The sequence below is a fragment of the Vibrio sp. OPT41 genome (genome assembly GCF_015163595.1).
Lineage (GTDB): Bacteria > Pseudomonadota > Gammaproteobacteria > Enterobacterales > Vibrionaceae > Vibrio > Vibrio alginolyticus.
This window is the reverse complement of record NZ_JADDYH010000074.1, coordinates 189,843-205,645: the sequence shown is the minus strand read 5'-3', so window position 1 is coordinate 205,645 and position 15,803 is coordinate 189,843. Positions and strand designations below refer to the sequence as shown.

Genomic DNA, 15,803 nt, shown 5'->3' with positions numbered 1-15,803 from the left:
AGTAAGAAAACACCTTATCCATAAAATAATCAAACTTGATTCCCGTTAAAAACGTTAAAATCTCTGAGCTCTCCGTTATAAACGTTATTTTGGCTAATTTTAACCAGTAGAGGGACAAAAAATAAACGTTGATATGCGTCGCAGTTTATATCCTTGTTAATAATGAGTGTTGGTGATTACTAACCTGGTGATCCATTTAAAATATACGTTTCTTGCTTGGTTTCTAGGTTCGGAGATCTCGCTCACATGCAGAAATGGTGTTAATTAATCAGCTAAAAATTAATCTGCCGTTCTGTTGTGATTAAGTTCGCAATCTCTATCAATAGTTCGTCAAAATCCGCTTGTTATCTGAAAAATGGCCTTTTTTATCGACAGTTTTCTTCCGTTTGTCGTCCTTTTTTTATTGTATGAATGAAGTTTTTTGGTTGCTCGAACTTACCTAATTAAGGCCAGTTAAATGGATAAGATCGTACGTTTTGAAGACCAACAATAGATAGCGATGTCTAACCGAATGTTCGTTATTGGAAATATGTTAATGGGGTAGGAAGAGGCGGTCTCTTTTATCTCTAGGAAGGGAATACTCGAATAACAAAAAAGCCCAGCATGCACGCTGGGCTAGTTTTTTTGATAAATATTAGCTGGTCAATAGTCGCTGTAGTTTATCTCGTTGTGCTTCTATGTATGCTCTCTCGGGGCTCTGTTCTTTGCAGTGTTCGAGGATGAACTCTATCGAGCTTAGCACCGTTCTCCAACGTGGTGTTTTGGGTAATGTTTCTATACGCATGTATTTATCTAAAGTGCGTGTTTGCAAAGTACTACGGTCTAGATAAACGCGCCACAAGCCACTTTGCTCTGCAAATGCGAACTTACTTTCACCCGTTACAGATTCCCAATACTCTAAAGCATGTGTCATTGCGTCTACTAGAACTTCTCGCATAAGTTCTTGCTTGTCTTTTTTATTACCGAGCGCTTTGTCTGCAAGGCGCGTAAATTCTCCGCCAAGCTCTTTTAGCTTTTGCAATTGGTCTTTGTCACCATCAAATGCATAACTTGAAAGCACTTCTACGGCGGTTTCTAGATTATGTATGCGAGCGGCACTGGCTCCACCGCCGACATTAAAGATGTACATGATATCTAACCCTGAACCTTCAGGGAGCTTAAGAATGTCTGCTTCGATGTTCTGACGAATATCTTCAATATAGATATCAATCTTGCCACAGTAATGAGGTTGTTTGACGGTTAGATATTTAGGGGCAATCAGCTCATCAGCAGATGAGCGCTTTAGCTGTTCTAAGCTGCGCTTGAATAGCTTACAAGCAGCTTCGTTAGCAAAGCGAATACGCTTGTCTTCACGTAGACAGATGATAGCTTCAGGAGCCGATTCTAGCTGTTCCAACAAACGACCTTGAGTCTCAAGTAAGCTTGCTTCAACGACTGCACGCTGTCTAAGTTCAGACTCTAGCACTTTGTTTTCCATATGGCGCATTTCTGCTTTACTTGCCGTTAAATGCGCTTGGATACGTGCCGCCAACTCTTGTTTATTAAATGGTTTCGATAAATAGTCGTTGGCTCCTGCTTCAAAACCTCTTACACGATCTTCTGTTTGACTGAGTGCGGTGAGCATAATGATTGGCAACTCGGCATGATCATAGGTTTCACGTAGTTCACTACAAACTTGGTAGCCGCTCATGCCTGGCATCATGATATCCAATAACAGAAGTTCCGGCTTCTCTTGCTCGACGAGCGCTAACGTTTCTGGCCCATCGGAGACGGTACGCACACGATAGCCCTCTAAACGTAAAAAGCTTTCAAGCACGCGTAAGTTTACTGGTTCATCGTCAGCAACATACAGTAACGGGCCGTCTGGGTTCTCTGGAAGTGATAAGTCTTCACTGTTCTCTACATTAACTTCAGGGATTTGGAAGTGTCCGTGCGCAGCTAGAGTCTGGGTTGCTTGGATTTCTTCTTCACTGGCGAGCGGTAAAGTGAAACTGAAGGTAGTTCCGACCATTGGTTGGCTACTGACGTATAACGAGCCTCCCATTAATTCGATCAATTGACGGCTAATGGAGAGCCCAAGCCCTGCACCTTGACGATAACGGCTCGCGTCTTGCCCTGCTTGGATAAGTGGTTCAAAAATATGTTCAAGTTGTTCTGCGGGAATTCCTTGTCCAGTATCCACGACTTGTACGCGTACATGATCATCTACCACATTAGCGGAGATAACAATTTTACCTTCTGAGGTGTATTTAATCGCATTGCCAATCAGGTTATATAGCACTTGTTCAAGGCGTTGCGGGTCAGCTGACACTGCTTTTAAATCCGCTGGGACTTGGTTGATGATGCGGATGGTTTTACTTCCGAGTAAATGGCTAGAAAGCTCTAAAACCAATCGTGTTGCACTGCCCAAACTCACTGCTGATTTCTGGATATCCATGCTTCCATAACGCATTTTATGATAATCCAACAAGTCATCGACTAGATTAGCGAGACGCTGACCACTTTTAATGATGATATCAAGCTGATATTTCTGGCTAGCGGGGATCGCGCCATTGGCGCCGGACGCTAAGGTTTCAGCAATCCCGACCATGCCGTGTAACGGTGTACGAAGTTCATGAGAAGTCGTGGCTAAGAACTCATCTTTTAATTTATCGGCCAATTGCAGTTCTTCATTCTGTTTCTGAATGATCTGTATGTTGCTTTCTAGTTCTTCATTTTGCTTCTTAATGGTTTGAATCTTCTCTCGAATAGAGCGTTGCATTCGTTCAAAGCTTAACGCAAGCCGACCAATTTCATCTTTACGAACCGTATTAAAAGACGTGTCATCAAGATCCCCTGCAGAGACCTTTTCGGCAACCCAAGTCAATTTCAGCAACGGAGAAGTGATAAAGTTTGATAAATAGTGAGAAGCGATCACCACAAGGATAATGGCGATCAACATAGCGATAACGAATAGTTTTTCGAGTTGATGTATACGAGCGAAAGCTTCGTTTTCTGGTAACTGTACGACGAGCGCCCAAATCACACCACGAGTTTCAATCGGTGCATAAGCCGCGATGATCTCTTCACCTAAACCGTTTGTGTAAGTGCCGACACCAAATGCACCAGAGAGTGCTTTATCGATCACTTCTAAACTGTTCTTAATGTCGTCTTGTTTCGTGTTAATTGTGCGAGGTTGGTGATCATTTCCAACCAGCAAGGTGTTAATTGATGACTCTCGGTTGGCGTCTGCGGCTAACTTAGTGATGCCATTATTTGGCAAGCGGAACATGGCATAGCTGTGTAGATAACCTTGCTGAACAATTGGTGCACCTAGCCAAGCGACTGATTTCCCCCCTTCCAGCTCGAAGTCAGACACAATCACAGGAGTGTAGTCTTCGTTTACTTTTCGACGTTCAGTCACATCATCGGCGAGACGCTTGAAAGTTTTGCCAAGTGCCGAGTCTTTGTAGGGGCCTGATAACAAGTTCGTTCCGTAGTTATCGTCTTTGTTGATCGAGTAGGTGACGTTACCATTGATGTCTACCAGCAAAATGTCATTAAAATCAGAGCGCTTGAGGAGCTCTAAGTAGGCCCAATGATAGCGTTTATGTAAAAGCCGGTAACGTTCACTTCCTACATAGTTGGATGACTCGGGTAACGTTGAGGTTTTGATTTGGTCTCCGCTGCCCTCGATGTAGCGCTGTTGGGCGTTTTTACGAGACTCTTCAATATCATTGCCTAAACGACTAAAAGCATTGACGAGACCGTAGAATCGGCCACCACTGGCGTAAGCCAACTCTGAGCGCACAAAGCCCATGACTTCGGTTTCTCGTGCCTCAAAGTAGTCGATGATTTGCTGCTGTTTTGTATCTCGAACAGACAGTAAGTGCGAGGTGCTTTGTTCTTGCAGATCTTTACTGTGGGACTGCAAGAAAAAGATCGCAGTAATGGTAAGAGGTGTGATACTGAGCACCAGAAATGCGGTCATCAGTGTACTCTGAAGGCGCTTAAATTTCTGTTTTTTGTAGAATTTAAACATGGATAAGATTACAACTCATAATGGGCAGTTCTAAAACATAATTCGCTGCCGAGGTTCTCGTTAAAAACGGATAAGATGTTCAACTAGATAGAATTAACAAAATTAACGAGTTTTTTTTCTTTGACAAGAAAGTTAGTTGTAAAGCGTGCAGGGTGACGCAGTTTTTCTTATGAGTGTTGAATTTATGAGAAAAAATCGCGCAGGTTTGTGCCTGCGCGGAGGGAAGTTATGATTTTTTCGCGTAGTAGATAGAAAATTTATTGGTCTTATTTAGCGTCTCGCAATTATTAAACGCCCGCTCGATAATTGGTGGGTATTTTAAGAAGCTATTCGCGACAATCACCATTTCGCCGTCTTTGGTTAGGTATTGTGGCGCCTGACCCAACAAGGTTTCCGCTGCGTTGTAATTTGTGTCTAGACCACTGTGGAATGGCGGGTTGCTGACGATAAAGCGGTAGTCTTTTTCGGTATCCGAGTATATATCTGATGCAAATACGCGTCCGGATAAACCATTCGCTTCTAATGTGGCTTGGCTAGAAGTGATCGCATAAGCATTAATGTCACACATCTCAATCGCGATCTCTGGATTCGCTTTCGCCATAAACGCACCGAGTACACCTGCACCACAACCAAAGTCGAGCACTTTGCCCGACAGCTTAGGTAAGGTTTCAAGCAGCAATCGGCTACCTAAGTCGAACTCGCCATGGCTGAATACGCCAGGTAGGCTCTTAACCGCTAGCGACTGCTCACCGAGTGTAACAGTGTAAGACTTAAACCAATCTGCTTGGTTGAAAGGTTTTGGTTCATTGAGGCAATTACCCCAGTAAAATGAGCAGCGACGAGCAGAGTCGTACTTGTTCACAGGGCCGTATTCTTGGAACATCTTCTCGATGCTCTTGATGCCGGAGCGGTTTTCACCAACGATGACGATTTCGGTGTTAATGCCCAGTTTCGCCATCAACATCGCCAGCAAGTATTCTGCTTCGGCTTTTGCTTTTGGCCAGTATAAAAGGACCATGTCTGCTTTTGTTTCAACATCAAACACAGAGCCAAAATGACTTTTCACTTTGTCAGAGGTTTGAATTTGGCGGTAGTAGCTATAGTTGGAAGTAAACACTTCAACAGACTCACAATGAGCCACTAACTCAAGAGGAAATAGGTCTTCAACTTCACCAGCGACTAAAACGTGTTTTCCATTGAAGTATTCAAGTTGGCGCTGAGCTATTTGGCTAGGAGCGATATAAGCAGACATAAATTTGGTTCATCAGAAATAATTTGGGGCAGATTTTCGCACAATCTGCCCCAAGCTTGAAGTGATTAAGCGGTGACTAGCTGTTGTCTTGTTGGTTAAGGAAGTCTTTGAATTCTTCCTCGTAGATATTAAACAGTACCATGGTCACGGCAAAAATAAGTGGGCCGTAGATAAGACCAATCAAACCAAACAGATGCAGACCACCCAGTAATGAGAAGAAAATCATAAGGGTATTCATGCCGGCGCTGCCTTGCATTAGCAACGGACGCAATAGGTTATCTATAGAGCCAACGACGACTACACTCCACACCGTCAAGAAGATAGCCCAAGTCATATCGCCTGTTAAGAACAAGTACGCTGCTGCAGGAATCCAGATTAGCGCGGTTCCTACCACTGGAATGAATGATGCAAAGCCCATCATCGTTCCCCAAAATAGCCCAGGGAAGCCAGCTAGCCACATACCGATGCCGCCAGCCAAACCTTGAGCAATCGCTGTCATGAATGAGCCCATCACGGCTGATTTAGAAACTTGCTCTATCTCTGTCAATATGCGGTCTTCTTGGCTACGTGAGAGTGGCAGGATATGACGAATCGCAGAGATAATTTTGTCGTGGTCACGAAGCAGAAAAAACAGCACAAACAGCATCAGGAAGAAGTTCATTAGGAAGTTGGTTGCGTCTCCTAAAATCTTTGCGCTGATAGCAACTAAGTTAGAGCCAAACGATGTAGCAAATTGACCAATTTTCTCAGCAATGGCTTTGGGCTCGATTTTATCAAAAGGTAAGTACTCATTAACAATCGCTAAGCCTTTGATAACGAAAGGATGTTGGAATATATCTTGGATGCCACCATTGGTAACCCAATTATATGTATTTTGTGAGAAAACAGAGCCTTGCTGAACAATGGCTGCAAACACAAATAAAAGCGGGATAACAATAATAAACGTCAAGACGACACATGACAGCAGTGCTGCCATATTTGGGTGCTTGGGAATTTTCTGCTCAAACCATTCGTGTATCGGAAACATGAGCAAAGAAATGATAAAAGCCATCACAATGGAATTGATATATGGCTCAACCAATAAGTAGCAAGCAAAAGCAGCGGCGAGTAAAGCAACCATTAGTACTCGGTGACTCGACGTTATTTTTACATTATTTGGCATGGTATTAGTCCAACTTACAGGTGACGTTTACGGTTTATGCCTTCAATGATGGCGTGTAACCTTTATTACTTTGCACTCTTAACTCTTTCAAGCTTATGACAATGCCGAATTAGAGCAGGGCGATGTACCTTGCTATAATGACTACAAATCAGTCGGTTATCAATCAAGAGATGAGCTATGGGTTGTTGCAACGGTGATAAAAAGTGTCAAACCGAGAAAAAAGCTAAGCGAATACCGTGGTTTGGCATTGTCGTTGGGGTATTAGCGATATTGGTTATTTTGAATTGGCAATAAAAAAGGACCGTTACGGTCCTTTTCTAAATGCGTTATCGCCGTTTTTAGCGATTACTTCGCTTCTTCTGCAAGAACAGCAAAACAGCGGTCAGCAGCTTCTAGTGTGGCATCAATCTCTTTTGAACCATGAGCGAGTGAAGTAAAGCTCGCTTCAAACGCAGATGGCGCAAGGTAGACACCGTGTTTTAGCATTAAGTGGAAGAAACGCTTGAAGCGTTCTACATCGCACTTCGTTACGTCTTCGTAGCAAGTTACTTTTTCTTGGTCAGTGAAGAAGAAGCCGAACATACCGCCCACTTGGTTAACAACTAGCGGAATACCGTGTTTTTCTGCTAGAGACTTAAAACCTTCAGCAAGTTGTTTCGTTTTAGAAGCTAGGCGCTTTTCGTTGCCTTCTTCTTTTAGAAGGTTCAAACATGCGTAGCCTGCTGCCATTGCGACAGGGTTACCGGAAAGGGTACCAGCTTGGTAAACTGGGCCTGTAGGTGCAACGTATTGCATCACTTCTTTACGGCCACCGAAAGCACCTACTGGCATACCGCCACCAATCACTTTACCCAGTGTCGTTAGGTCGGGTTTGATGTTGTAGTGTGCTTGCGCGCCGCCTAGAGCAACACGGAAGCCTGTCATTACTTCATCAAAAATTAGTAGCGCGCCTTCTTGATCACAGATTTCACGTAGCCCTTCGTGGAAGCCTTCCACTGGTGGAATACAGTTCATGTTGCCTGCTACTGGCTCAACGATGATACAAGCAATTTCGCCTTTGTTAGCAGCAAATAGCTCGCGTACAGAATCTAGGTCGTTGAATGTTGCTGTTAGCGTGTGTTTAGCAAAATCTGCAGGAACGCCAGGAGAGCTTGGTTGGCCTAGAGTTAGTGCACCAGAACCTGCTTTTACTAGCAAGCTATCAGCGTGGCCGTGGTAACAACCTTCAAATTTCATGATCTTATCGCGACCGGTGAAGCCACGTGCAAGGCGAATCGCGCTCATAGTAGCTTCAGTACCAGAACTTACCATGCGGACTTGCTCCATTGATGGAACAAGCTCAGAAACTAATTCTGCCATCGCGATTTCAAGTTCTGTTGGCGCACCGAAGCTAAGACCGCGTTGCGCTGCATCAATTACTGCTTCGCGGATAACCGCGTGGTTGTGGCCAAGAATCATTGGACCCCAAGAGCCAACGTAATCAATATACGCTTTACCATCGGCATCAAAAATCAGTGGACCGTCTGCTCGTTCGATAAATAGCGGAGAGCCGCCAACGCCGTTGAATGCACGAACTGGTGAATTGACACCGCCAGGGATGGTTTGCTGAGCTTTTTGATACAGCTCTGATGATTTGGTCATGGGGTTATCCTCTTTTGATTGCTCGGACCAAGTGGAGCGCATTGTACCTAGCTATAATCAAGTTAGAAACGTTTTGCTTAATTTATGTGTTGTTTCGCAGTGTAATCTTATATATCCGCATCTGTTATAAAGAATCGGCGGCGAATACTTGAACGAGTTTGTCAGGTATTGGATAATCGTCTCAATTAGCACAAATTTGACGTCTTGCTTCAGGCTTGACGCATTACACGAGTGAGAGAGGTCTTCGTGAGCGAAGTAAACGTACCATTATCTTTTTCTGACGCAGCAGCATCTCGCGTTAAAGCATTGATTGCTGAAGAAGAAAACCCAGCATTGAAACTGCGCGTATACATTACTGGCGGCGGCTGCAGCGGCTTCCAATACGGCTTTACTTTTGATGAAAATGTAAACGAAGGCGATACAACAATCGTAAACAGTGGTGTAACACTGGTTGTAGACCCTATGAGTCTGCAATATCTCGTTGGCGGTATTGTTGACTACACAGAAGGGTTGGAAGGAGCGCGCTTCTTCGTAAATAACCCCAATGCAACGACAACATGTGGTTGTGGTGCATCGTTCAGTGTGTAATTAACACCTAACAGGCAGCTAATGGCTGCCTGTGCTTTATGTAGAAGGATGTCACGTAAAGCACACGCTCGCAGATATGCAGAGAAATAATAAAAAGGACTTTATATGTCTGGACTTTCTTTTGGACGCCGAATTGTCGAGCGCCCTTGGCTAGTATCTCTTATCCTCGTCTTACTTCTTGTTGCATGGCTAACCATCGGCCAACTCAAAGCACAAGATGATAATCCTAACTCTTCAACATCCACGAACACGACACCACTTGCAAAGGTGATGTTTGATACTTTTCTTGCCGAACCTACCAGTAAAACCATTGAATTGTATGGACGAACAGCGCCCAATCGTCAAGCGCGTCTTGGCGCCGAAGTTGCCGGTAAAATAGTCAGTCTTAACATAAAGAAAGGCCAAGCGGTCAAACAGGGACAAGTGATCGCAAACATCGATAAGCGCGACCTTGGCATTCAACTTAAACGGGCCCAGGCGATGCTGTTGGTTAAAGAGAAAGAGTTTAATGCAGCTAAATCGCTAAAAAGTCGTGGACTGCAAGGTGAGGTTGCATTTGCGACAGCGCAAGCAGCGTTGGTAGATGCACGTGCGAATTTGAGTAACGTGCAAACGGCTTTAAGAAATACTGAGGTTAAAGCGCCATTTGATGGCATCGTAGATCACCACTTTGTTGAGTTAGGTGATTTTGTCGGGATTGGCGATCCTATTGCGACGGTCATTGATTTGGATACTTTAGTGATTGAAGCCGATGTCAGTGAACGGCATATACAATACCTTAAGGAAGGCCTAGAAGCCGACGTAAGAACCATTAACCAACAGCATCATCAAGGTCGTGTGCGCTACATTGGACGTGTTTCTTCTGCTTCTACTAATACATTTCCAATTGAAATCGAAATTGATAATCAAGACGCAAGAATTCCTGCCGGTATGAGCGCAGAAGTACAGCTGCCTTTGAGTGAAGTGTTAGCGGTAAAGATTACGGCTGCCATGTTAGCACTAGATGAAGAAGGTAACTTAGGTGTCAAGACACTGCGTAATGAGCATGTTGAGTTTGTTCCAATTCAACTCGTTAAGGCCGAGGATGATGGTGTGTGGCTCTCTGGGTTAGGAGAGCGTGTAGACATTATCGTGCTGGGACAAGGTTTTGTGCGAGATGGTGATCAAGTACTGGCCAATAAAGTTGATGACCTAGTTCTTGAAGCAGCTAATGAGCAGTAAGGAGCACCTATGTACACTCTGATTGATGCTGCGTTATCTCGCGCTCGCACTATGCTGACATTATTGGTGATGATATTAATTGCAGGTGTCATTACTTACGTCACAATCCCCAAGGAATCGAGCCCTGATATTACCATTCCGATCATTTATGTTTCTGTTGGACATCAAGGTATTTCTCCTGTCGATGCCGAGCGTTTATTGGTTCGCCCAATAGAGCAAGAGCTGCGTTCAATTGAAGGCGTAAAAGAGATGACCTCTGTGGCATCAGAAGGTCATGCTTCGGTGACGCTGGAATTTAGTGTCGGAGTGGATCTTGATAAAGCGATGGCAGATGTGCGTGATGCGGTTGATCTTGCGAAGCCAAAGTTACCAGAGGACAGTGATGAGCCAACGGTAAACGAAGTCACGTTTGCATCTGAAGAGCCTGTGTTGACCGTTGTGCTCTATGGCACCGTACCAGAGCGAACCATTGTTCAGATTGCCAGAACGTTACGTGATCGTTTGGAAAGTTTCCGTCAGATTCTTGAGGTTGAAATCGCAGGAGATCGCGAAGACATCGTGGAGATAGTTGTCGATCCGCTATTGATGGAAAGCTACGGTCTCGATCAAGCGGATATCTATAATTTAATCGCCTTGAATAACCGAGTTGTGGCAGCGGGGTTTGTCGATACTGGGTATGGACGCTTTTCGGTAAAAGTCCCATCGGTTTTTGATTCACTGAAAGATGTGCTTGAATTACCGATCAAGGTGAATGGCAAAGAGGTGATCACTTTTGGCGATGTGGCGACAGTACGGCGTGCATTTCGCGATCCTGAAAGTTTTGCTCGTTTAGATGGCGAATCTGCCATCGTTTTGGACGTAAAAAAACGGGCAGGGGAAAACATCATTGAAACGGTTGAGCTGGTAAAAGAAGTACTGGCTCAGGGACAGAAGCGCGCTGAGTGGCCCGACAATTTGCAAGTTAAATACACTTGGGATCAATCCGACGATGTCAAATTGATGCTCAGTGATCTACAAAACAATATCTTATCCGCAATTATCCTCGTAGTTATCGTCATTATTGCCATATTGGGGGTTAGGACCGCGCTTCTCGTGGGGATTTCTATTCCAGGATCGTTCTTGACTGGGTTGTTGGTGTTATCGGTATTTGGGCTGACGGTCAATATCGTCGTACTGTTTGCTTTAATTATGGCAGTAGGCATGTTGGTGGATGGTGCCATTGTGGTGACAGAGTTTGCAGATCGGCGCATGCAAGAAGGAACGCCACGTAAAGAAGCCTATCGAGATGCCGCAAAGCGAATGGCCTGGCCTATTACCGCATCTACAGCAACCACATTGGCTGCGTTTGCTCCATTACTTTTCTGGCCAGACATCACTGGTGAGTTCATGAAGTACTTACCACTTACTTTAATTGCTACTTTGGCCGCTTCTCTGATGATGGCTTTATTGTTCGTTCCTGTCATCGGCGGGATCATTGGCAAGCCTCAAGTAGTCAATCAGAAAGCTCAGCGAGAAATGGTGGAGCTGCATAACGGCAACTTTGAAAAAGCGACAGGCATTACCAAGCTTTATTACCAGACTCTGTCGGTAGCGATTCGTCATCCATGGAAGGTCTTACTCAGCGCGATACTGCTAGCGGCAGGTGTCGGCTTCACTTACAACAAAGCTGGCTTGGGTGCAGAGTTTTTCCCTGAGGTGGACCCTGCCTTTTTTACCGTTAAAGTTCGTTCTTATGGTGACTTGTCTATTCACGAAAAAGATGTTGTTATGCGCGAAATCGAGAAGGTGATGCTCGGTCATGACGAGTTTGAAAGTGTCTACACGCGCACAGGATCTAGCGATAATGGGGACGAGATTGGCCAGATTCAAATAACGCCTGTGGATTGGCAGTATCGACGCAAAGTGAAAACCATTATTGAGGAACTAAAAGAGACGACAGATCGCTTTTATGGTGTTGAACTTGAGTATAAATTCCCGGACGCAGGACCGCCTGTCGAGCATGATCTCGTGATTGAAGTATCATCACGAAACTTGAGTGTTAGTGCGTTAGATGAAGCGGCCAAAAAAGTACGACATTGGGCTGATGGTAATCCTGCACTGACCAACTTGAGTGATACCACTAATAAGGAAGGGATTGATTGGCAAATTGATATCCAGCGAGATGACGCCTCTCGCTTTGCAGCGGATGCTACTTTAGTCGGGAATACCGTCCAGTTTGTTACGAACGGCTTGAAAATAGGCGATTATTTGCCCGATGATGCGGATGAAGAAGTCGATATTTTGGTACGCTATCCGCAAGATAAGCGCGACATAGGTCGATTTGATCAACTGAGAGTGAAAACGGCAGCTGGTCTGGTACCGATTACGAATTTTGCTCAAATCAAACCAGATCATAAGCAAGACACTATTCGTCGGGTCGACGGTCATCGAGTTATCAATATTAAAGCGGATATGGTGGAAGGTTACAATTTGGCGCTTGAGTTACCTAAGATTGCCGCTGGAATGGAACAGCTCGACTTACCGGAAGGCATTGAATATAAGATTCGGGGTCAAAATGAAGAGCAGGAAAACTCATCAGCATTCTTGCAAAATGCTTTTATTGTCGCGCTTGGTGTGATGGCTTTGATTTTAATTACGCAGTTTAATAGCTTTTATCAAGCTTTCTTAATCCTTAGTGCAGTGCTGTTTTCTACCGTTGGTGTCTTCGCCGGGTTACTTATTTTCCAAAAGCCATTTGGCATCATTATGTCGGGAATTGGAGTGATTGCGTTGGCTGGTATCGTGGTAAACAACAATATTGTTTTAATCGATACTTATAATCAGATGCGTAAACGTGGCTTAGAAAAATCTGAGGCTATTTTGCGTACGGGTGTGCAGCGTTTAAGACCCGTTTTACTTACGACGGTGACCACCATATTAGGCTTATTGCCAATGGTGTTAGAAATGAACATCGACTTAGTTAATCAGAAAGTGGAGTTTGGCGCACCAAGCACTCAATGGTGGTCTCAGCTTGCGACCGCTGTCGCGGGTGGTTTGGCGTTTGCGACTTTGCTAACGTTAGTTCTGACACCGTGTTTGCTTATGCTCGGGAGAGAGCATCACTCCGAACAGTAAGCTTTATCGTGATGATATCGACAAAACAAAAAGGGCAGCTTCGCTGCCCTTTTCAATACCTGGCTTACTTCATTGCTAGCAGTTTGCTGTAGCGTTCAAGCTTGTCCATGCTAATTTTCGCGTTTGCCATGAAAGTTTGTCTCGCTTTGCCTGTCAGGGATTTAGATTGTGGCAAATTCACCGTGCGCGGGTTTTTATGGACACCATTCACAAGGAACTCATAGTGCAGGTGAGGGCCAGTTACACGGCCAGTTCCGCCAAGCGTACCAATGGTTTGGCCTTGCTTAACGCGTTGACCAGCTCGTACAGTACGTTTGGTTAAGTGCAGGTACTTGGTAATGTAAGTATTGCTATGTTTAATGAAAACGTAGTTACCATTAAATTTGTTGTAAGACGATTTTTGAACAACGCCATCACCAGCCGCCCAAATCGGGGTGCCCACTGGTGCCGCATAGTCCGTGCCTCTATGAGGACGAACGCGTCCCGTCACTGGATGTAAGCGGCGTGGGTTGAAATTAGACGAAACTCGACGGAAATCCAACGGCGCGCGTAAGAATGCTTTTTTCATTGCACGCCCATTTTCGTCGTAATACTTGCCACTTTTCTGATCCAATATTGCGGTAAAGGTATCGCCTTGGTTTTTAAAGATCGCAGCAATGATTTTTCCACGGCCGATTACTTCACCTTCTACCACTTCCTCTTGGTAAAGTACTCGGAAGCTGTCGTTTTTACGAATATCTAAAGCAAAGTCGATGTCCCAACCAAATATGCCAGCCAGTTCCATGATTTGGTTACCATTTAATCCAGAAGATATTCCTGCATTCCAAAAGTTTGATTTGATGGTGGCTTCAGCGTAGTTGTACTGGAAGTCGACTTCTTTTTTATCAACTTCAGAAACGTACTTGCCGTCTTTTAATGTGATACGAAAAGTCTCGAACGCGCTTAGTGTCCTTCTTAGCTGCACCAAGTCGTTATTTTCGTCAAAGCCAAATTGCAATCGGTCACCAGGTCGAAGCCGAGTTAACTGTTTTTCTACTTCTTTGTCTGATGACACCAGTTCATGTAATAGACGAGCAGAAAGCCCTACGCGACTAAATAAGATGGCAGCACTCTCGCCATTTTTTACCTTGTATGTCTCCCAGCGCAGCACGGCGGGAACCGCAGGCGATGAACTATTTAGTGCACTGAGTTCGAGGGAAACTGGCACAGGATAATGTTGACCAACTTTTAATCGGCTCTGCTGCGGGTCTAGGTCTTGCGGATCAGGTAAAAAGAAGAGCGCGAAGATAATCAGCGCACTAAAAAAACCGATCAATACTTTGTGCAAGAGTGGAAGTCGGACAAAAATCGAATGCATGAGGTACTTGATTGCTAAATTAAACGGAAAAAGTGACAACTACCTAGTCTAACGTGTTTCAAAATGCATCGCTATTCAAGTAATATGTTCAGCTATTATATTTTTGCCAAATCTGTGGGAGTGAACAAGAATGGCGAGCATTGAAGCTGCACTAGCCGAGATTAAGCGCGGTGTTGAAGAGCTGATTCCAGAAGAAGAGCTAATCGCAAAACTAAAAGAAGACCGTCCTCTACGTATTAAATTGGGCGCTGATCCAACAGCACCTGACATTCACCTAGGCCATACGGTTATTTTCAATAAGCTTCGCTTGTTCCAAGAACTAGGTCATGAAGTGACGTTCCTAATCGGTGACTTCACTGCAATGGTTGGTGACCCAACAGGTAAAAACACAACTCGTCCACCGCTAAGTCGCGAAGACGTATTGCGTAACGCTGAAACGTACAAAGAGCAAGTGTTCAAAATTCTCGATCCTGCAAAGACTAAAATTCAGTTTAACTCTGAGTGGCTGTCTGAACTGGGCGCAGAAGGTATGATTCGCCTTGCGGCAAACCAAACCGTTGCTCGTATGCTAGAGCGTGACGACTTTAAAAAGCGTTACGCGGGTGGTCAGCCAATTGCTATTCATGAGTTCATGTACCCACTTCTACAAGGCTGGGACTCAGTAGCAATGGAAACGGATGTTGAATTAGGTGGTACAGACCAGAAGTTCAACCTTCTAATGGGTCGTGAACTGCAAAAGTCTCACGGTCAAAAACCTCAGGTTGTACTGATGATGCCGCTTCTAGTGGGCCTTGATGGCGAGAAGAAGATGTCTAAGTCAGCAAACAACTACATCGGTATCAGCGAAGCGCCAAGCGAAATGTTTGGTAAAATCATGTCTATTTCTGATGACCTAATGTGGAGCTACTACGAGCTGCTCTCTTTCCGTCCTCTGGAAGAGATTGCTCAATTCAAAGCTGATGTAGAAGCGGGCAAAAACCCTCGTGACATCAAAGTATTGCTAGCAAAAGAAATTATTACTCGTTTCCACAGTGAAGCCGATGCCGATGCAGCAGAGCAAGAATTCGTAAACCGTTTTGCGAAGAACCAAATTCCTGATGAAATGCCAGAGTTTGACTTTGACGCAGGTCGCCCAGTGAGTAATCTGTTGAAAGAAGCAGGTTTATGTCCATCATCGTCAGATGCGATGCGCATGGTTAAGCAGGGCGCTGTGAAGATTGATGGTGAAAAAATTGCGGACAGCAAATTTGCTCCAGAAGCGGGTACTTACGTGTTCCAAGTAGGTAAACGTAAATTTGCTCGTATTACTATTCAGTAATCCATAATGACTGCAAATGAAAGCGTCCGAAGGGCGCTTTTTTTGTATGAAAATTTAGCAAAAACGGCAAAGTAAAACTTCCATACCTGATGAACTTTGCTACTATACTTGCGCTGCCAATAATGGCAG

Annotated in this window: 9 protein-coding genes; 4 read left to right on the top strand and 5 right to left on the bottom strand. The window is 44.5% G+C overall.

The features are described 5' to 3' along the window. Window positions 1-634 precede the first annotated feature (634 nt). From IQP38_RS24790 to hemL, 4 genes are all read right to left on the bottom strand, one after another. Complete coding sequence (locus IQP38_RS24790; protein ID WP_005380036.1) at window positions 635-4,021, bottom strand: response regulator; 3,387 nt, start codon at window positions 4,019-4,021, stop codon at window positions 635-637. A 226-nt stretch (window positions 4,022-4,247) separates the two neighbouring features. After that, entirely contained in the window at window positions 4,248-5,273 is a 1,026-nt protein-coding gene (rsmC, locus tag IQP38_RS24785; protein WP_005380034.1) for a 16S rRNA (guanine(1207)-N(2))-methyltransferase RsmC, read from the bottom strand. A gap of 76 nt (window positions 5,274-5,349) precedes the next feature. After that, window positions 5,350-6,435 (bottom strand): AI-2E family transporter, encoded by a 1,086-nt coding sequence (locus IQP38_RS24780; protein ID WP_005386541.1) that lies wholly within the window; start codon window positions 6,433-6,435, stop codon window positions 5,350-5,352. Window positions 6,436-6,780: 345 nt separating this feature from the next. After that, complete coding sequence (gene hemL, locus IQP38_RS24775; RefSeq protein WP_086047025.1) at window positions 6,781-8,076, bottom strand: glutamate-1-semialdehyde 2,1-aminomutase; 1,296 nt, start codon at window positions 8,074-8,076, stop codon at window positions 6,781-6,783. A 246-nt stretch (window positions 8,077-8,322) separates the two neighbouring features. Between hemL and erpA the strand changes: the two genes are divergently transcribed. The 3 genes from erpA (at window position 8,323) to vmeK (ending at window position 12,999) form a co-directional block, all read left to right on the top strand. Then, on the top strand, window positions 8,323-8,664 hold the full coding sequence (gene erpA, locus IQP38_RS24770; RefSeq protein ID WP_005380031.1) for an iron-sulfur cluster insertion protein ErpA: 342 nt from the start codon (window positions 8,323-8,325) through the stop codon (window positions 8,662-8,664). Between the two features lie 105 nt (window positions 8,665-8,769). Further along, entirely contained in the window at window positions 8,770-9,885 is a 1,116-nt protein-coding gene (locus IQP38_RS24765) for an efflux RND transporter periplasmic adaptor subunit (protein ID WP_193838119.1), read from the top strand. Between the two features lie 9 nt (window positions 9,886-9,894). Further along, entirely contained in the window at window positions 9,895-12,999 is a 3,105-nt protein-coding gene (vmeK, locus tag IQP38_RS24760; RefSeq protein WP_042521357.1) for a multidrug efflux RND transporter permease subunit VmeK, read from the top strand. A 64-nt stretch (window positions 13,000-13,063) separates the two neighbouring features. On the opposite strand, the gene IQP38_RS24755 is transcribed toward vmeK, so the two are convergent. After that, entirely contained in the window at window positions 13,064-14,356 is a 1,293-nt protein-coding gene (locus IQP38_RS24755; protein ID WP_005386530.1) for a peptidoglycan DD-metalloendopeptidase family protein, read from the bottom strand. A gap of 130 nt (window positions 14,357-14,486) precedes the next feature. On the opposite strand from IQP38_RS24755, the gene tyrS reads away from it, so the two are divergent. Continuing rightward, entirely contained in the window at window positions 14,487-15,674 is a 1,188-nt protein-coding gene (gene tyrS, locus IQP38_RS24750; RefSeq protein WP_193838118.1) for a tyrosine--tRNA ligase, read from the top strand. The last annotated feature ends 129 nt before the right edge of the window (window positions 15,675-15,803 follow it).